This window comes from Litchfieldia alkalitelluris (assembly GCF_002153425.1).
GTDB lineage: Bacteria > Bacillota > Bacilli > Bacillales > Salisediminibacteriaceae > Evansella > Evansella alkalicola.
Map to the genome: position 1 here is coordinate 2,393,588 of NZ_KZ119600.1, position 19,960 is coordinate 2,413,547.

At 34.8% G+C, this 19,960-nt stretch carries 17 protein-coding genes; 14 read left to right on the forward strand and 3 right to left on the reverse strand.

Annotated features, from left to right (window positions below):
• Positions 1 to 7 precede the first annotated feature (7 nt).
• On the forward strand, positions 8 to 1,177 hold the full coding sequence (locus tag BW724_RS11445) for a Ger(x)C family spore germination protein (RefSeq protein WP_088075349.1): 1,170 nt from the start codon (positions 8 to 10) through the stop codon (positions 1,175 to 1,177).
• 226 nt (positions 1,178 to 1,403) lie between these two features.
• Complete coding sequence (locus BW724_RS11455; protein WP_088075351.1) at positions 1,404 to 2,501, forward strand: GerAB/ArcD/ProY family transporter; 1,098 nt, start codon at positions 1,404 to 1,406, stop codon at positions 2,499 to 2,501.
• Between the two features lie 107 nt (positions 2,502 to 2,608).
• On the opposite strand, the gene BW724_RS11460 is transcribed toward BW724_RS11455, so the two are convergent.
• A complete protein-coding gene (locus BW724_RS11460) occupies positions 2,609 to 3,160 on the reverse strand; it encodes a hypothetical protein (RefSeq protein WP_088075352.1) in 552 nt (183 codons plus the stop codon).
• A 219-nt stretch (positions 3,161 to 3,379) separates the two neighbouring features.
• Here BW724_RS11460 and BW724_RS11465 point away from each other — a divergent pair, with 219 nt between their 5' ends.
• From BW724_RS11465 to BW724_RS11480, 4 genes are all read left to right on the forward strand, one after another.
• Positions 3,380 to 4,507: a YeiH family protein gene (locus BW724_RS11465; protein ID WP_088075353.1), complete on the forward strand. Its 1,128-nt coding sequence runs from the start codon at positions 3,380 to 3,382 to the stop codon at positions 4,505 to 4,507.
• 237 nt (positions 4,508 to 4,744) lie between these two features.
• Entirely contained in the window at positions 4,745 to 5,983 is a 1,239-nt protein-coding gene (locus BW724_RS11470) for a glycosyltransferase (protein WP_088075354.1), read from the forward strand.
• Positions 5,984 to 6,095: 112 nt separating this feature from the next.
• On the forward strand, positions 6,096 to 7,106 hold the full coding sequence (locus tag BW724_RS11475) for a D-cysteate sulfo-lyase (RefSeq protein WP_088075355.1): 1,011 nt from the start codon (positions 6,096 to 6,098) through the stop codon (positions 7,104 to 7,106).
• Positions 7,107 to 7,202: 96 nt separating this feature from the next.
• Positions 7,203 to 7,658: a VOC family protein gene (locus BW724_RS11480; protein ID WP_088077866.1), complete on the forward strand. Its 456-nt coding sequence runs from the start codon at positions 7,203 to 7,205 to the stop codon at positions 7,656 to 7,658.
• Between the two features lie 102 nt (positions 7,659 to 7,760).
• Here the strand turns inward: BW724_RS11480 and BW724_RS11485 are convergent, their stop codons facing one another.
• The gene (locus BW724_RS11485) at positions 7,761 to 8,618 is read right to left on the reverse strand and encodes a GNAT family N-acetyltransferase (RefSeq protein ID WP_088075356.1); all 858 of its coding nucleotides are present in this window, start codon (positions 8,616 to 8,618) and stop codon (positions 7,761 to 7,763) included.
• A gap of 191 nt (positions 8,619 to 8,809) precedes the next feature.
• Between BW724_RS11485 and BW724_RS11490 the strand changes: the two genes are divergently transcribed.
• Positions 8,810 to 9,154: a toprim domain-containing protein gene (locus BW724_RS11490; protein ID WP_235848950.1), complete on the forward strand. Its 345-nt coding sequence runs from the start codon at positions 8,810 to 8,812 to the stop codon at positions 9,152 to 9,154.
• A gap of 61 nt (positions 9,155 to 9,215) precedes the next feature.
• Positions 9,216 to 11,003 carry a glycerophosphoryl diester phosphodiesterase membrane domain-containing protein gene (locus BW724_RS11495; RefSeq protein ID WP_088075357.1) on the forward strand — a complete coding sequence of 596 codons (1,788 nt, stop codon included), beginning with the start codon at positions 9,216 to 9,218 and terminating at the stop codon, positions 11,001 to 11,003.
• A gap of 309 nt (positions 11,004 to 11,312) precedes the next feature.
• On the opposite strand, the gene htpX is transcribed toward BW724_RS11495, so the two are convergent.
• On the reverse strand, positions 11,313 to 12,218 hold the full coding sequence (htpX, locus tag BW724_RS11500; RefSeq protein WP_088075358.1) for a protease HtpX: 906 nt from the start codon (positions 12,216 to 12,218) through the stop codon (positions 11,313 to 11,315).
• Positions 12,219 to 12,472: 254 nt separating this feature from the next.
• On the opposite strand from htpX, the gene BW724_RS11505 reads away from it, so the two are divergent.
• From BW724_RS11505 to BW724_RS11530, 6 genes are all read left to right on the forward strand, one after another.
• A complete protein-coding gene (locus BW724_RS11505; RefSeq protein WP_088074732.1) occupies positions 12,473 to 13,756 on the forward strand; it encodes an IS110 family RNA-guided transposase in 1,284 nt (427 codons plus the stop codon).
• A gap of 397 nt (positions 13,757 to 14,153) precedes the next feature.
• Positions 14,154 to 15,050 (forward strand): acetamidase/formamidase family protein, encoded by an 897-nt coding sequence (locus tag BW724_RS11510; RefSeq protein ID WP_088075359.1) that lies wholly within the window; start codon positions 14,154 to 14,156, stop codon positions 15,048 to 15,050.
• A 134-nt stretch (positions 15,051 to 15,184) separates the two neighbouring features.
• Positions 15,185 to 16,858 carry a ribonuclease J gene (locus BW724_RS11515; RefSeq protein ID WP_088075360.1) on the forward strand — a complete coding sequence of 558 codons (1,674 nt, stop codon included), beginning with the start codon at positions 15,185 to 15,187 and terminating at the stop codon, positions 16,856 to 16,858.
• Positions 16,859 to 17,096: 238 nt separating this feature from the next.
• Positions 17,097 to 17,939 (forward strand): DUF368 domain-containing protein, encoded by an 843-nt coding sequence (locus BW724_RS11520; RefSeq protein ID WP_088075361.1) that lies wholly within the window; start codon positions 17,097 to 17,099, stop codon positions 17,937 to 17,939.
• Positions 17,940 to 18,069: 130 nt separating this feature from the next.
• Complete coding sequence (locus BW724_RS11525; protein WP_088075362.1) at positions 18,070 to 18,735, forward strand: ribonuclease H family protein; 666 nt, start codon at positions 18,070 to 18,072, stop codon at positions 18,733 to 18,735.
• Between the two features lie 494 nt (positions 18,736 to 19,229).
• Complete coding sequence (locus BW724_RS11530) at positions 19,230 to 19,949, forward strand: hypothetical protein (RefSeq protein WP_088075363.1); 720 nt, start codon at positions 19,230 to 19,232, stop codon at positions 19,947 to 19,949.
• Positions 19,950 to 19,960 lie beyond the last annotated feature (11 nt).

The window sequence follows — 19,960 nt, forward strand, 5'->3', positions numbered from 1 at the left end:
AAACTCGATGAGAAAAGTTTTAATGTATTTTTTAATTGTTAATGCCACGCTGGTTCATACTGCTTGTTGGGACAGGGTAGAATTAAATGATATTGCTCTAGTATCAGGAACTTCCGTCGATTTGATTGGTGATAAGGAATATCAAATCGGACTTCTTATACCTTTACCTAGTCAGCTTGGAGGAGCAGGTAGTGAAGGTGGAGGGGGAGGAACAGCTGGTGATCAAGCTTTCTATGTTGATTCTGAAACTGGAAGGACAAATCGGGAAGCGTTGAATAGGCTGCAAAATCGTATGTCAAGGACGATATCATTAGGTCATAGAAGAATTGTAATTGTTGGTCAAGAGCTTGCTAAGAATGGAATAAGTAACTCGCTAGATACGATTACAAGACAACGAGAATCGAGATTATCAACGTTACTTCTCATTGCTAGGGGAGAGGCAATCGACGTTCTAAATGCTTCGCCACACTTGGAGCAGTTTTCCAGTGAAGCTGTGCGTGAACTATCAGTTCGTTATTATTGGCAATCTGCTAGAGACTTCTATTATGAATTATATTTAGAAGGTAAAGACCCATTTATCCCGATAGCTGACATAGTAAAAAATAAAAATAACGCACCTGAATTTCAAAGTGAACAAATTGAAATACGTGCAGTCGGGATTTTCAAGGACGATAAATTAAATTATATTACAAATGAGGATCAAAGTTTAGGTGTCTTATGTATTAATGAAAGAATGGCTGGAAATGAAGTAATCATACCAATTACTGATGAAGATCAGCTTTCAGCAGAAGTATTAGAGCAAAGCACCTCTATTGATTATACAATTGAAAATGATCGACCAAAATTTGAAGTCACAGTGGAGGCAAGTGGCTCAGTCATTGAGAATGAGGCGAATCTTAACTTAGAAAACCCTGATGCTTTACAACAAGTAGAAGAAAAGATGAATGAGCAAATTGAAACATGGGTTCTTTCTGTAATTGAAAAAAATTTAGAAAATAGTATTGATACTTTCGGGTTTGGAGCTTTAGTTTCAAGAAAAGAACCAAAGTTGTGGGACAAGTGGAGGAAAGACTGGAGAGATATGCTTCCAAATTTGGACGTAGAAATCACAATTGATGGTCGTCTTCAAACTCCAGGATTTGTAGGACAATCTATTGGTAGGGAAAGTGAGGATTAACAACGATTATGCTTGAATTAGTCTTTATCTGGGGCATTTTAATAATATCTGTTTTTATTGCTAGAAAACAGTTGAAGGAGAATAAAAAGGAAGCAATTGTTTTTTTGCTTTGTTGCGCTTTTACTGGAGGACTGTCCATTTCATTTTTATTTGATCATTTACTTTATAGCTACGTAGATTTCCTTCAATATACATTCGGGAGGTTATCAAAGTTGGTGATTGGTTCATGAAGTATCATATATCAAATCTCCAGATTTCAGCATTAGTAGGGAACTATATCATAGCAGCAACCTTAATTACTGTCCCTCAAGCATTTATTGACTACGCTATGCAAAATACCTGGTTAGTTCCGCTCAATTTATTTCTGTTTAGCGTTATCTTTGTTAATTTTTTTCTAATAGGCTTTAAAAAGCTGAATCCATCCACTCAGATATGGGATAAAGATCTTTTATCAAGAGCAATATCATTTTTATTACTAATATTATTAGTACATATTATGGTTAGGGATTTAAGGATTATATCAGGGTTTACAAAAGAAGTCTTAATACCCATGACACCTCAATTTATTATCACCATGGTATTTATTTTTACTATTATGTATTTAGCTTGGTCTGGGATTGAAGTTATTGCTCGTTTTACAGAGCTATATTTTCTTTATTTTATTATTGTAGTTCTTTTTATACCATTTTCTTTGATAACGGAATTTGAATTTTCTAAATTCGAGCCAGTTCTTAGTTTTTCAGCTTTTCCTTCGATTTTTCAAGCATCTTATATCGGTTTTGCATGGGTTGGTGAAATCATTGTCTTTATCCTTGTTATCTCTATGGTTAAACCTATAAAGAATACAAAAAAGTCACTTATAATAGGAATTGGAGTTAGTATGTTTTTATTAACTTTACTTATCCTAGGTCAGGTTGGAGTATTGGGTGCAGAGCTAGTTAGGTATTTTATGTACCCTACATATTCTCTTATCCAGCAAATAAGATTGACAGAGTTTATGGATAGGTTAGATTTAGTCTTAGTTGCATTTTATTATCCTACGATATTTGCAAAATTGGCTTTTTCCCTGTATGGGATTAAAAGATGTGTTGAAATTCTATTTAATATAAAGACAAATCTGATCATCCTTCCGATTGGATTAACAATAGCCATTCTCTCTATCATGTTTTTTGAGAATAGAATCGAAAAGTTTAATTTCGAAGTGATCACCTGGTCTTCCCTTGGTTTATTTTTAGAAATGACAATTGCTTTGATGTTTGTTCTGTTAGTATATAAACGGAGAAAAAAAGATAAACCTTCATCAGAAAACCAAAATGTTGGCTAATCACATTGTCGCACTTGTACCTTGCGTGAAAGCGAGTACCTGTATCAAAAAATCAACATCAAGGTTTAACATAGCCAAATAATAATACCATTATCAAGGGTGACCTTTTATAGCACATAGTAGATCAATTTCGTAGTAAAATAAAAACTAATTGCTAATAAAAATGATATTTTGAAATTATCTCTTGCTGCAAAAAGATAGGAGACAATAAACATACTAAAAGATATAAAGGAATAGGCGAAATCTGTCATCCACAAATGTAATGACACATTATAATATTGGAAAACCATTGAAGTGATAAGAAGTATATTCGAATAGAACAAAACTGCTCCTAGCTTTTCAGTGTAATAAGACAAACTATTTTTATCAATGACTTTTGTCGCAATCCAGTTCATTAAAAGAATAACTGCACATAGTGGTAATAGATAAGAAACAGTAACTTTTATACTTTCAGTTAATTGAATGACGTACCATGGGTCTTCACTCATATGTAACAAACCTTGTAAAAGGGAATGTATAAAGATGAGACATACTAAAGAAATGATATTTATCAATCCAAAATGATGATAGCCCCGAAATTCCTTAGTAATGATGGTATCAGGGTTTTTTAAAAGCTGAAATGTATAATTCATAAAGCTGTGTTTGTTTTCTTCCGTCATCTTATATCTCCTCAATTCTCTAGCAATTCTTTTTATTACTAGATTTATATACTCGCAGAACTATTTTTATTCTTGAATTTTCATTAATCTATTAAATTATATATTGACCGTAATTTTATTATGTAAACTACTGCAATTTTACTTTGTTCGAACTTATTAAGTGGTTAGTATATAATAGGGCAGTGGTATACAACACATTCATACATCTCGGAGGATACAATGACTAAATTTATAAAAATAATTCCTGGTTTTTTACTTTGTATATTCATTATGATTAGCTCATTATATATTGCTGATAGGCTAGGTGCGATCGTTAATCAATTTCAAGGCTTACCAGCAAGTGCATCCAGCCCTATTTCATCTATATTTATTGCTATTATTTTAGGTTTGTTAATTAGAAACCTTATTGGCTTAAAGGAACAATTTACACATGGTGTAACTTTTTCATTGAAGATAATTTTGAAATTAGGAATCGTCCTTCTTGGTATTCGTTTAAGCTTTTATGATGTTATTACTTTAGGGGCATGGGGGATTCCAATTATACTTACTTGTGTCATTGCAGGGTTAACAATCACCTTATGGATTACAGAAAAATTGAAGCAGTCACACCGATTAGGTACATTAACTGCAGTTGGAACAGGAATTTGTGGAGTAACTGCAATCGTTGGAACAGCACCAGGAATAAAGGCTAACGATGAAGAAATTGCATATGCCATAGGAAACATTACGATCTTCGGTATTTTAGCAATGTTTATTTATCCCCATTTAGCCTACTTTATTTTTAATAATGATCCGATAAGAATTGGTTTATTTTTAGGTACTTCCATTCATGAGACTGCTCAAGTTGCTGGTGCCGCATTAATTTATGATCAAATTTATAACATGCCACAAGTAGTAGATATTGCTACAATAACAAAATTAACTAGAAACTCTTTACTAATTGCCGTAGTGCCAATAATGTCCTATTACTATTTAAATAAAAAGAATGAGAGTAGAGGGGAGAAACATAATACTCCTACATGGTACAAATTGATTCCCTTATTCGTGGTTGGTTTTATTGCAATGGCAATTGTAAGAACTATTGGAGATAATGGAGTTACGGAACATGGTCTGGCCTTTGGGTTATTTGAATATGAGCAATGGACAAATATTTGGACTAACATAAATACATTAGGGTCAAAATATATGTTGGGAATAGCAATGGCTGGTGTAGGGTTATCTACAAATTTAAGTGTTTTTAAAGGAGTAGGTGCAAAGCCTTTTTATATAGGCATGGCAGCAGCATTAACCGTTACTGTTGTCAGTCTAATCATGGTCTTCTTGCTTGGTGGTTTAATAAAAATGTAAGGGAAGAGTACCGAAGGGAAGGAAATCATTCCATTTCGGTACTTTTTACACTCTTGCGTTCTATATATATAACAAAATGGCCGAAATCAGTTCTTTATACCTAGTTGTTTTTTGTTGAATATGGTTGATTTAGGTAATAATACGAGGTTTAATAGTAAATAGAGTTATAACGTGCGATATATAGTACATTTGATTAATGAAGCGATTTTCATTCTATTTACAAAGGAGTTCAGCCATATGAATATCTTATATGTAACGGAAATGGTTCCATTTCACTGTGGAAATAATGAACAGGTAAGGGCGTACTATCAAATTCGAGCATTATTAGAAGAAGGTTGCACAGTGGATTGTATTTTTTTCCATGAAAATTTTATCTATGTTTTATCTGGTATGGAAGTTCTTTGCCGTTCTTTTAATCAAAAAAATATTAAAATTTTTACTCGGCAAAATATCAACAAAAATTATTTCACGAGTATTATAAAGGGATTTCCAGGATCAATTGCGAAATTTACCGCTCCTGAACTAAATGATATTATTCGAGATATGTTAAAAAAACACCCATATGATGTCATTCAAATACAGAGTAAAATAGCCCATAATCTTTCCGTTACAGACGGATACCCCAAAGTAGTGATAGATTATATCGGATCTGAGAGTCTAAAATTAAATAGGCAGCTCGGCAACACGAATAGTGTAATAAAAAAATATTGGTTAAAAGAAAAGGTCCGTAGAATGACTTTACATGAAACTCGGTTAGGGAAAATATATCCAATTGGCATTGTACAGTCTGAAAAGGATCGTAAGCAATTCCATAATCATAACACTTTAAAGGTTATACCTAATATTAAGTACTTTCCACCTAGGTTAAAACGCGCGGTTAAGAAAGAAGCACTCATCTTTACAGGTATGATGAATAAGGTGGAAAACATTGAAGCCGCTAAAAGACTTGTTAATCATATTTTTGTACCCTTAAAAGAAACATACCAGTCATTAGAATGCTGGATCGTTGGTGGGGAACCTTCAGATGAAGTACTTGCACTAAATAATATAGAAGGTGTATCTGTAACAGGTTCAGTAGAAGATTTATCGCAACACATTAGAAACAGTAGCGTATATATAGCACCGCAAACATTCGGTAATGAAGCGCAGCAGCATCTAATCGAAGCAGCTACACAAGTAGTTCCAATCATACTCACGGAAGAAATGAACAGTATGATTGGCTTTACACATCAGAAAGAAGCACTAATTGCTATTACTGATAGTGACTTTAAAGAAAAAATTAAAGACGTACTAGAGGATAGTTATTTAAGAAACAGACTGTCTAGAAACGCAAAAAAATATATTAAGCAAAGACATTCAAATGAATCAGTACTTCGATTACTTATGCATACGTATCTGTCACAACATAGTGATGACGAAACATCATTGAGCATACACTCCAACCTAGATGAGGCGAGAAAAGAGGTTGGGAAATAACATTAGATTATTCTTTTGTCCAACTCTATATTTACTTTTTAATTCATGACAATCTCTGATAGAATGTCATTAATTAAAACTCTTCACTACAATACGAGAGGGGACAAATAAATTGAAAATAGATCAATTTCCAAGAAATAAATACTCAACGCTACCTACACCAATTGAAAAAGCTAGTAATCTTTCAAAGAATATGGGTGGTCCAAATATTTTTATCAAACGAGACGATCTTCTTGGGTTAGCTGAGGGAGGAAATAAAACTAGAAAATTAGAATTTCTTATTGCTGATGCTCAAGCTAAGGGAGCAGATACAATTATAACTGCAGGGGGAATCCAATCCAATCATTGTCGATTAACACTAGCTGCATGTATAAAAGAAAATCTAAAGTGTATTTTAATCCTTGAAGAAAACAAAGATGATCTCTACCATACAAAAAACAATGGGAACTTTCTTCTTTACCATCTTATAAACCCTGAGTCAGTCAAAATAGTTAAAAATGGTACGGATGTTTATGAAGAGATGGAAAGAGTAGCTAACCAAGTGAAATCAGAAGGTGGATCGCCTTATGTTATTCCTGTAGGTGGATCAAATGTAATTGGTGCTACAGGATATGTTGCATGTGCACAAGAGATAATACAGCAATCGAAGGACATTGATGTACAATTTGATTATGTTATATGTGCTAGTGGTAGTGCAGGCATGCAAGCTGGCTTACTCACTGGTTTTTTAGGAGAAAATAGTAGTACGAAAGTAATTGGCATAAATGTAAGTCGAGGAAAAGTGGAACAAGAAGAAAATGTTCTAGATTTAACTAGGGCAACAGCTAAACACTTGTCGTTTATAGATAAAATCTCAAAGGATAATGTACGTTGCTTCGATTCTTATGTAGGTCCTGGGTATGCCCTTCCTACAAAGGGTATGAAAGAAGCAGTTCGTTTATTAGCAAATACAGAGGGAATTCTTCTTGACCCCGTATATACGGGAAAAACAATGGCTGGCTTAATTAATCTTATACGGCAAGGATTTTTCAATGACGAAGATAATATATTATTTTTACATTCTGGTGGAACACCTGCTTTGTACGCTTACACACCATTTTTCTATGAAGAAGATCATTCCTGAAAATAGATTTTGTGGATCTAGTTAACAGGAAAATGGCAAATTTTATCGAATAGTTAATTATGATACATAATATAGAGAGAAATGGGTGAAGCAAAGTTGGAAAAGAACATACTCGGTAACAATATTATTGCTCAGATAGGTATATTAGTTCATGATATTGAAAAAACGGCACAAGTGTATGCAGACTTTTTTGGAATTGATAAACCGGAAATTAGTATGACTGATCCTTTAGATAAAGCAGGGACAGAATATAAGGGTGAAGCTACTGAAGCACGGGCTAAATTAGCTTTCTTTGATATGGGTTCTCTGCAACTTGAGTTAATTGAACCAGATAATCATCCAAGTACTTGGAGAGAACACTTGGATAAGCATGGGGAAGGACCACACCATATTGCCTTTTTTGTAGAAGGAATGCAAGAAAAGGTTGCCTTGCTAGAAAGTAACTCTATGCCACTCATGCAAAAAGCAGAATATACAGGTGGCCGATATGCTTATATGGACACCTTCAAAGATTTAAAAGTGATGATAGAGTTACTTGAAAATGACAAATAAATAGAACATTGAATTAATCTTGATTAGACCCATAAGAGTGAGAGAATTAAAAATTATGCATTAAAAACGAGACCTTTTCACATAGTGAATTTGTCTCGTTTTTTATTGTCTTTCAATTCCGTACAACATCCATGGTGAAGGAAGTTCGAAATTATGATCCTTCGGAAGCGATTCCACTTCTTCCTTTTTTATATCCAGCCAAATGTAACAATTCCCTACAACTTGATCCTTTAGCTGTCTATATTCTAAAGAGATTGTTTCCCAAAGACCCTTTTGTGTGGAGAAGTCGCTCCAAGGATAGATTGCATGAAGGTAATGGTCTTTCTTTTGATCATACTTTGTAATAACAATACGGGTTTTTGTTTCATTTTCATAGAAAGACCATTTATCAATTAACTCATCTTTAAACAAATTTTCCGATGAAGGTAAAGGATAATAGCATTCGTAAGGAAAGAGAGCCTTCGGTTTTATAAATGCCTCGTCCAACCAATACTTCTTCCTATCTAAGCAAGTGACTGGCCTCCAGACCTTCGAACCTGTTTCTAATACCGAAACATCTGTCGTTAAAGCACCATGTAAAGTTGTATAGTTATGTAAGCCAAGTTTTTCAACAACTCGTCTAGCCGGAATGTTATGCTCTTGTGTATTAGCTCCTATCCACCTGATTTGCTCCATTTTAAATGCTTCATCCATTACAGCACTTAATAGATCTGTTGCTAAATTATTCCCCCTAAATCGTATGTCACTTCGTAAGCGGCCTAACATGGCGTAATTTCCTGCAAATATTGAAAAACCTCCCATTGTAACCATCTGATTATCAATGAAAATGCCGTATAAACGATGAGTATCGCCAGTTAACCTCTCAAATATCCTAGCCACATAATCGTCTTCAATTCCTGTATCCATTGCTAAAAAATATGTAATATCTTCATTAGTCAATTGTCTAAATTCTTTATTCATTAATATATTCCTCCACATTGTTCTACATTTAATCAAAAGATTAAACATCAATTATTACATAGCCAACAACTGAACAAGCATATATATTACGAAAACTTGTGGGTAAAGTTAAGAAGGTTGTTAGTAAGTTAATTTTCCTTCATAATTAATATACTCTCATTTTTAATTGACATATGTAAAGGATGATGGCTATGACAGTTATTGAAAAAGTCTTAATCGTTGAGGGAACAAATGATCGAAAACGGGTTAGAAAAGTTTTAGATGAACCAATAGATATCATTTGCACATATGGAACTTTAAGTGAAGAAAAGCTTGAAACCTTGATTTTACCGATTGAAGATAAAGAGGTATATGTATTCGTTGATGCAGACGATGCTGGTGAATTATTAAGGAAACAAATTAAGAGGGAACTTCCAAATGCCATTCATTTACATACTCAAAAAGGCTATGGACAAGTAGAAACCACTCCATTGGATTACTTGACACAAATTCTCGGAGCCCATTTTAAAGTTAAAGAACCTAACGGACTCATTTAAGTTTTAAAATTGTTGATTTAAGGTATAATCAATTATCCACTCTATTTTACAAGGTGATCACATGTATAGATTATTAAAAAACAGTCTCATTGATTTTAAATATTCATATAAAAAATACCTGTCTTTTACAATTCTGTATATGCTTCTTACAAGTATCATTTTTGTGCCTATTATTTCCTATCTCTTTAACCGAGTTTTAAAAGGAGTAGGTACTGGTTCGCTTCTCAACGCAGAGGTTTATCAAATTGGTCTTACATATTCAGGAATTCTTGGGATGCTTGCCATAAGTTTCTTAGCTGTATTAGTCCTCTTTATTGAATTTGGAGTTATGATTTCTATTGCACAAAAAAGATTTTTCAACAGAGATCTCTACGTTGCTGAAGCATTCGTTACAACACTTAGTAAAACACCGAAGCTACTTGGATTTGGATTAGTTTACTTAGTGCTTATTTTATTACTAATCATACCTTTTCTTGATATATCATCATTACCTGCCCTTCTTGATATAAATGTACCAATCATACTTAATACTTTCTATTATGAGCAAGCATATTTATTTGTTGTTCTATATGTTTTCTTCATTTCTATTGCCATTTACTTCTTAATTAGATGGATTTTCACTTTACATTACATATTCTTAGAAAATAAAACGATATGGCAAGCAATGAAAGCAAGCTTAAATCTTACAAAGTCTAATAGACTAAAAATCATTGTAAAGGTATTGTTGGTAAATCTCCTTCTTTACTTATTTGGTATGATATTTTTGTCTGTTGTATCCCTCATTCCTAATATCACTAATAACATCTTTTTAGGAAGTATGATTGAAGATTATTTAATCACTTTTTCTAGTTACATGATGATTATATTTACTATGTTGTTAATTCCAATCAATGTCATTATCATTACAAGACTTTTCTTTCGATATAAGAAAAAACAAGGTGATGCTATTGAAGACCAATTGCATACGGTTGGAAATAAACGATTAAATCATATAGAAAGTAAAATAACACATTTTTTCAATAAAAGAAGGTTCCTATTAGGAGCATTATTCCTAGTTTACATTACTGGTATTGTCATCATTAACTATAGTGTCAACGATAATATCGTTTATTTAAAATGGAATGTCCAAGTAGCTGCACATAGGGGTGATTTGATGCATGCACCAGAAAACTCAATTAGCAGTATTCGATCTGCCATTGAAAAAGGGGTGGATGCTGTAGAAATTGATGTGATGCTCACAGAAGACCTTGAAATCATTCTAAATCATGATGAAGATCTTGAAAGGGTTGCCGGGATTCAAAGGAGAGTCGCTGATATGACGTATGATGAAATTAGAGAAGTGGATATAGGAAAGCATTTCTCTGAAGAATTTATCGGAGAGGGGACCCCCACCCTAGAAGAAGCAATACTGGAAGTGAAAGATGAGAACGTAAATTTAATTATCGATATAAAGGTTATTGATACAAGTTTAAACGATATTTTTGCCGCTAAAATCATCGATCTTATAGAAAAATATGAAATAGAAGATATCTCATATGTCCAAGCTTTTAATTACAATATACTACAGGAAATTCGAAAAATTAACAGTGATATAAAAATCGGCCAGATACTTTACTTATCAGCTGGGGATTTATCATCACTAGATGTGGATTTTTATACGATCCGACAAACAATGCTGTCTGAACGCTTCATAGAAAATGCGAAAAGCTTAGACCGTGAAGTTTGGGTTTGGACGGTAAATATTGAACGTAATATAAGAGAAGTTCTAAAATACGATATTAATGGGATTATTACAGATTATCCTGAAAGAGTTCAAAATGTAATTGGTATTGATTTCACGCAAGAATAAATACGTATATATTCAAGTTAATAACAACCTAACCTACTCCAACCGCAAGATTGAAAAAAAACCACTTTCATAAGGTTTATTTAGTATTTTTTAAAAACGAGAACTTAAGTAAGAACAGTGTTGATATGACAGAAACCTGCAAGACTCCTGTGGTAAAAGCAAGAGCTGAAGATCCCGCTGGACGTTTTTCCTGAGGAAGCTGAAGCCTTGCCTGCGAAAAGCGAGCTCGTGGATGTCATATAAACACCTCTCATCACGGATTCAAGACATAAAAAAACTGTCCAATAAATTGGACAGTTTTTTTATATGTTATCGTTGCTCTAACCTTTTAATTCGTTCGTCTAAATCAGGGTGTGAAGAGAAGAGCTTTGCAACTCCACCTTTACCACTAATTTTCATCGTTTGAATTGCTGCATCGTCTTGACGCTGACTATCAACATGGGCACGGTTCACATGAGCTTTCAATGAGCGTAGAGCGTGTGCCATTTTATCACGACCAGCAAGATCTGCTCCACCACGATCAGCATGGAATTCTCTATAACGCGAAAAGCTCATGACTACAATACTTCCAAGAATCGAGAATAGAATCTGGAAGATAATAATTGCTGCAAAACGGACAATCCATTGCATTTCAGAACGAACAAGTCGCGAAACAAGGATCGCAACAATACGTGAAAAGAATACAACAAATGTATTAACAACACCTTGTAGAAGTGTCATCGTAACCATATCGCCGTTGGCAACGTGAGCAACCTCATGGGCAATAACACCTTCAACCGCATCGTCGTCCATCACATTTAATAAACCAGCAGATACAGCTACTAATGAGCGTTTTTTAGAAGGTCCTGTGGCAAATGCGTTTACCTCGGGTGAATTGTAAATACCAACCTCAGGCATGTGCGTTAAACCAGCTGCTCTTGATAATCTGTGTACTTTTTCAACAATGTTTTTCTCTTGAGATGAAAGAGGACCATTAGGATCTAACACTTTCACTTTCATCATTGTTTTTGCAATCCACCTTGACATTGCCAATGATATAAAGGACCCTGTAAAACCAACAAGGATACTAAATACAGCTAGGGATACGAGACCATTTCCTTGAAGATCGAAGGATCGGCCAAGATCTGTAAATTGGGTTATGATTGACCAAACAATCACAATCGTTGTCATCACTAAAATGTTTGTTAATAAAAAGAATAATACTCTTTTCCCCATCATACGCCTCCATTTTAAAAAAAGATAATAATATAATAACATGTCCACTGTGCAAAAAGATAGAAACAACAACAAATATATGGTGAAGGAATTAATACATGCAACACCGAATGGATGATTAGAATAAATTTATAGGAGCATTCCTGTAATAAAGAAATTTGAGGTTTGAAACAAAAAGAGCCCCTTGGTATGATACGAGGTGTCCGAAGCTGCAGCGCAAGGACCCTGAATTAGATACCCAAGGAGGACTCAAAATGAATTATACACAAAATCAGAAAATCTCTCAAATTACACCTAAAACTCTTATCATCGGCATTGATGTGGCAAAGGACAAACACGTTGCACGTGCTCAAGATGATCGAGGATTTGAATTTGGTAAACGCCTTATCTTTGATAATAGTTTTCACGGTTTCGTGACTCTACTAAGTTGGGCAGAGAGACATATGAAAAGCCATGATAAAAGTGACGTGATTTATGGTGTTGAGCCAACTGGCCACTTCTGGCTAAATCTAGCCTATTTCTTAAAGGCGCAAAGCATTGATATTGTCCTAGTCAATCCAATGCATGTCAAGAAGAGTAAAGAGCTTGATGATAATTCTCCGACCAAAAATGATACAAAGGACGCGCGCGTGATCGCGCAGTTAATTAAGGATGGCCGATACTCGGTACCGAATCTCCTAGAAGGCATTTATGCTGAACTAAGAGAAGGCGTCAAATTAAGAGATCAGCTCATCAAACAACTCATCACGATTGAAGGTCGGATCCAAAATCATATTCAGCGGTACTTCCCTGAATTCTTTAACGTATTTGGTGATTGGGAAGGAAAAGCGGCTCAATGTACGTTGAAGCTGTTTCCATTTCCGGAAGACATCTCTCAGATGACACCAGAAGAAGTCTTACAAAGTTGGAAGCCCTTTGTCCAAAGAGGGGTTGGCATTAAACGAGCAACTAAACTCGTGGAAACCGCACAAAAGAGCATTGGCATCACGGTCGGTTTAACCTTTGCCAAGCGTGAAATTCAAAGTCTTCTTGACCAACACGAACTCTTTAAAACCCAACTCAACGAGTTGGATGAGGAGTTAGAATTGTTGGTTATGACGATTCCTGGTGCCGAAGAAATGATCGCTATACCAGGGTTAGGACCCGTGACAGTCGCAACGTTCTTCGCTGAAGTCGGGGATATTAAAAATTACAACCACCCCCAACAACTCGTGAACTTAGCGGGCTTGTCTTTGAAGGAGCACAGTTCAGGTAAGTATAAAGGGCAGTCGAGGATTTGCAAGAGAGGCCGAAAACGACTACGCAAAGCATTATATTTAGCGATTCGACCGCTCGTTGCCCACAATCCAACATTCAAAACCCTGCATCATCATTATACTCATCGCCCTGAACGCCCACTGAAGAAACAGCAGTCATTGATTGCATTGTGTTGTAAATTACTACGCGTCTTATTTGTGATTGGACAGAAACAATGTCCTTTTGATCCAACGAAATTAACACAAGGATTGTCTAAATCTGAAAGACTTGAGGTAGCATAATCTAATTTAAAAGCAAAGCAAGAACTATAGTTAATGACAAATACCAATAGTGCAGAGTCGGAGCATATTTATTCCATACGGGCATAGACCCAGCATAGGAGCTTATCCGACCTCCACCTCGTGGATACGCAGGACGAAGGAATGTATGGAGAACCATCCGGAGAGACATGGGAGGGTGAGCGGCCGCGAGTGTCGTGGAGATTAGGAGCACGGTCATACTATTTTTTCCAAACTCATCCAGTTTGGACGTTAGGATGGCCTATTATCTGTAAATATTATTAAGCTCTACCACTCTCATCCAACGATTCTTTTGTCTTTACTATTGGTTGGTTTTAAAATCCTGAGATATCAGGAGCATTTAAGAGATATTTTTACTTTATAGAGGGAGGAATGGAAATTGGAAACTTTAACTCGCGAAAAAATATTTTATGAATTCTCTAAAGATAACAAGCCTGTAAAAATGGTCAAGTCTGGAACAACAGTAGCAATAGATACATATGATTGCTTTACAAACCAAATACAATCGGACAGAACAGAAATTAATACAATTGACTGGAACCATGTAAATCCTGCTACAGGTCCTATTTATGTAGAAAATGCAAATCCTGGGGATATCTTAAAGGTAAAAATTGAAAAACTTGAAATTGGAGATCAAGGTGTAATGGTAGTTGGGCCCGACCTTGGTGTAATGGGGCATCGCATAACAGAAATGCAAAAGAAAATCATCCCTATAGAAAACGGGAAAGCTATTTTTGATGAAATCGAAATCCCCTTAAATCCGATGATTGGTGTCATTGGTGTTGCTCCTAAAGGAAACGGTGTTAATTGTGGTACACCTGGAGAGCACGGTGGCAACATGGATAATAAAATGGTCGAAGAAGGGGCAACTTTATACTTCCCTGTGTTCGTAGATGGGGCTTTATTTGGATTAGGTGATTTCCATGCTGCAATGGGGGATGGGGAAGTAAGTGTCTCGGGTATTGAAGTGCCAGGAAAAGCTACTGTAACATTTGAAGTAATTAAGGGCGATACATTGAATCATCCAATGCTAGAAAACAACGCAGTCTATACTCAAATAGCTTCAGCTAAAACATTGGACGATGCTGCTAAAATAGCAACAGAAGAAATGGTAGATAGGATTGTAGCAAAATCAGATAAAACCATAGAAGAAGTGACGATGTTAATGAGTGCCGTTGGTCAGGTAGAAGTATGTCAGATTGTAGATCCACTCATAACTGCTAGGTTTGTGGTTCCAAAATGGGTATTAGAAAAGCTAGATATCAAACTTATTTAAAGATGTATAATAAAAACCTGTCTTCAAATTTGGACAGGTTTAATTGTTTTGCCTAGATAACGTTATTCCTACTGATAGTAATAGCTTGAAACGTACATAATAAATATTAGCAATTTATTACTGGAGGGATTACCGTGAGTAGGCAAGATTCTGGATTATCCATTTTTGCTTTAGGTGGCTTACATGAAGTTGGCAAAAATATGTATGTTATTCAATATGAGGATGAGATCATTGTCATTGATTGTGGTAACAAATTTCCTGACGAGTCTCTATTAGGCATTGATTTAATAATCCCTGACATTACTTATTTAGTCGAAAACAAGGATAAGATTAAAGCTCTCATTTTAACACACGGACACGAAGATCATATTGGTGCTATACCATTTTTCCTAAAAAAACTGAATGTCCCAGTGTATGCAACACGATTTACATTAGGTCTTATTGAATTAAAACTAAAAGAACATAAAATGCTTAGGGAAACGGAGTTACATGAAATAACGACTACCTCAGAAATAACCTTTTCTAGTATGAAAATTGATTTCTTTAAAGTGACACATAGTATCCCTGATTGCTTAGGTCTATCTATTAATACTCCAGAAGGTAGAATAGTGCACACAGGGGATTTCAAGTTTGATTTCACACCGGCTAATAATGAGCAATCTGATATTCATAAAATGGCTCAAATTGGAAAAGAGGGAGTTCTACTCCTTTTATCAGAAAGTACTAATGCAGAACGACCAGGCTCTACGCCGACGGAACAAATGGTAGGTGCAAATGTAGAGGAAGCTTTTAGAAAAGCAGAACAAAAAATAATTTTTTCAACATTCGCCTCAAACATTAGTAGAGTACAACAAGTTGTGAATGCAGCACAAAAGACTGGTAGGAAACTAGCTTTACTTGGTAGAAGTATGGTTAATGTTGTATCTGTTGCAATGGAAAGGGGCTACTTGGACGTCCCAGAGGGCATGCTGATTGAACAAGAACAAATAAGTGAGCTTACACCTGAAAACGTAGCTATTTTATGTACAGGAAGTCAAGGCGAACCATTAGCTGCATTATCTAGACTCTCAACAGGTAATTTTCGTGGAGTGGAAGTATTAGCTGGAGATACAGTAATTTTAGCAGCGGGACCTATTCCAGGTAATGAAAAAGCTGTAACAAGAATTGTTGATAATTTACTCTCCATTGGAGCAAATGTGATCTACGGAACTGGCAGTTCATCTGGAATGCACGTGTCAGGTCATGGTTACCAAGAGGATCTAAAGATGATGCTCACGTTAATGAAGCCTAAATATTTCATTCCTATTCATGGGGAGTACAGAATGCTGCACCACCACCGCCAACTAGCTGAATCGGTAGGAGTAGAAAAAGGTAAAACATTCCTATTAAACAACGGTGATGTGGTAGATATAAACAAAGGGGAAGCACGACAAACAAGAAAAGTGGATGCAGGTAATACGTATGTTGATGGTGTAGGTGTAGGTGAAGTAGGGGATATTGTATTACGGGATAGAAAGCAGTTATCTGAAGATGGAATGTTAATCATTATTTTATCAATGAGTAAATCTAAAAAAGAGCTTGCTTCAAAACCAGATACGATTTCGAGAGGATTTGTTTATATGAAGGAATCAGAAAAACTTCTTAATGATGTTAACAGCCTTATTAGTAAAACAGTTAATGAACTTCCTGAGAATAGTAAGAATGAATGGGGAACCATCAAAAAGCACATAAAACGCACTGTCGGTCAATATTTATTTAACCATACAAAGAAAAAGCCGATGATTTTACCATTTATTATTGAAGTCTAAAGCACCAATGTACACGAGCGTGGGGCAGTATAGGAATGTCAATTAGAAGTTGTGCTCTTAGACTTCTATTGACATTTCAATGTGCCCCGTAGTGAATAGGACGCTGTAGTTAGATGACTATTTATCAACATTTATTCAAATTTTGAAAGAATTTAATTCTTAAACACAACTAAAAAGTGGAATAGTTTCTTCAAAGAAAATAGTATTAAATGATTAATCTATATAAAAGGTGTTGTTTATGATAAGAACAGTATTAAAAGGTATGTTAATTGGCATTACAGAAACGGTCCCTGGTGTCAGTGGAAGTACGATCGCAATGATTCTAGGAGTCTATGAAAAATTAGTATATTCTTTGAGTTTATTAACCACAAAACATCGTAGAGAGGCTTACCCTTTTTTAATTAAATTAGGTATGGGAATGACACTCGGTTTTGTTATGTTTCTTTATGTCATTCGTTTCTTATTAGAAACCTATAGAACACCAACTTTAATGTTTTTTGCAGGAATTATTGTTGGATTTATACCCTACCTTGTTAAAGAAGCTACGATTCAAGGTAATGTAAGTTTCAAACTCAAGCATTTCCTTATCATCATTATCTTTATAGCCATCGTTGCTATGGGACAATTTATTGGTGGTAATAGAGAAATTGATGTATCAAATTTACATTTTTCGAATTATATCTTTTTATTTTTTTCTGGTATTTTAGCTAGTACGGCATTAGTTTTACCAGGCATAAGTGGTGCACTCATCTTAACAATACTTGGAATTTATGAAATTGCAGCTTCTTCCATTTTTCATCTTAATTTCTCTATTATTATTCCAATAGGTTTAGGAGTTGTAGTGGGGATTCTTCTAACTAGTAAACTAGTGAGATACTTATTAAATGAATATACCATGGAAACCTATTCAGCAATGATTGGTCTAGTAACTGGTTCTATTATAGCTATTGTTAGTGAACTAGAGACAAATGTAAGTAGTATGGTTTTAACTGTATCTGCACTCACTTTTCTTGTTGGAATATTCTTTGTCACATTCATAATGAATATAAGGAGAAACAAAGAAGGCCGTATAAACCGTTAAAAAGAAAACCGAAATCTGAAATAGGGTGTTCATGATGGCACCCTATTTTCTCTATAAAATAGTATGATACTAATTCATTTAAGAAAGAATGAATCATACAGAACATTTATAGTTTTTAGGAGGTGGTTAGATGAAAGTTTGGATTGAGTTTACATACAAAACTCCAAAGGGCTTGGAATCAAAATTTAGTTCTGATGTATTGTCAGCAGAACTGGCCCTATCTATTGCTAACGATATTCAGAAGACTGGGAGATTAAAAAACATACATTTTGTAGATACAAAAGAAACGACATGGTCTATGAAAGAATTAAACAAATTATTATCAGCAGTAGAAACGGAACCCCACAATATCACAATGTATTTTGATGGAGGATTTGATAATGAGACATTTGAATCAGGGTTAGGGTGTGCAATTTATTATGAAAAAAACGGCAAGGCCCTTCGTTTAAGGATAAATCAGAAAACAAATAATTTGGATAATAATAATGAAGCGGAATATGCTGCTTTGTATTTTGGGCTTATACAATTAGAGAATCTTGGGGTGCATCACTTACCTGTACAATTTATAGGAGATTCCCAGGTTGTGATTAATCAATTACTAGGGGAATGGCCTTGTATGGAAGAGGTGCTAAATAAATGGGCTGATCGAGTAGAAGATAAAATGAAACAATTAGGTATTAGTCCTGAATACGAATTAGTTTCTAGAAAAAAGAATCAAGAAGCAGATCAATTAGCATCTCAAGCCTTGAATAACATAGAAATTGAAAGCACTATTGAACTTGAACAAAAAAATTAAAAGTACAACTCCGAAATGTTCATATATTCACATTTTAAATAAGAAAGTTTCTTCACAGAAAATTCTAACAAATTTGTATGCTTCCATTATTAATGCTGATATAATATAAATGGGGAGAGTTCATTAATTAAATGGACTCTAAGGATACAAAATAATAAGCTGAGGGGGATTTCACATGAACTTGGGGAGTTGTGTAGTCTGTTGTGAAGTAATCAGTTTTGAGAGCGTTGCCAAAGTGAAAAACGGTGGAAGGTGTAAAACTTGTGGGAAAGCTGTTTGTGCAACATGTGTTTCATCATTTAGTTTAAGCCCAATGGACTCAAATATTAATTGTGAAGTATGCGAATCAACAAGTTAAGTGAAAGTAAGATGTAAGCTAGCTGTTTGCACAGCTAGCTTTTTTAATATCTACCGTTTTCAACACAACAAATGATGCTTATCAGTTATCATATTGGGGAAATAGAATACTATGATTCGTTAAAGGAGCTGATACATTGCCATTTGGGGCATTCCTCATCGGTATAGCATTCATTGTTATTCATTTACTAGCAAATAAATTAATTCCAGCAAATAAAATAAAACAAGTACAATGGTTCTCATTTTCCGGAGGCCTTGCAGTATCTTATGTATTTGTATACGTACTCCCATCTTTACATAGGGAACAAATGAAAATTGAAGAATTTAGTAATCAGCTTGCAATGGAATCAGAACTATATTTTATTGGGCTAATAGGTGTTTTAATATTTTATGGAGTACAAAAGCTCGCTAGAAAAAGACGGTCAATGACTCCTAATGGTGGCTGGGTATTCTGGCTCCAGCTTTTATTTTTTGCTATATACAATATGTTAATTGCATACATTGTTGTTTCATCTAGAGTAACTGGTGTACAAGCTGTCTTTTACGGTATAGCTATTGGAATGCATTTCATTGCTATTGCTCATGATTTATGGAGAGAAAACTCCTATATATATAATCGAATAGGTAGATATATATTGGCAACTGGAATTATCTGCGGTTGGATCATGGGGTTGTTGCTGAGTTTAAGCCATGTACAGCAATCAATTATATTTGCTTTCATATCTGGTGCCATGATATTAAATGTTTTAAAATATGAACTTCCCTCAGATCAAGAATCCCATTTCCCTACTTTTGCATTTGGGGTCGTTTCCTATACTATCTTGACCTTGTCTCTTAAATTCTTTTTTGAATGGTAATTCATAAGAAG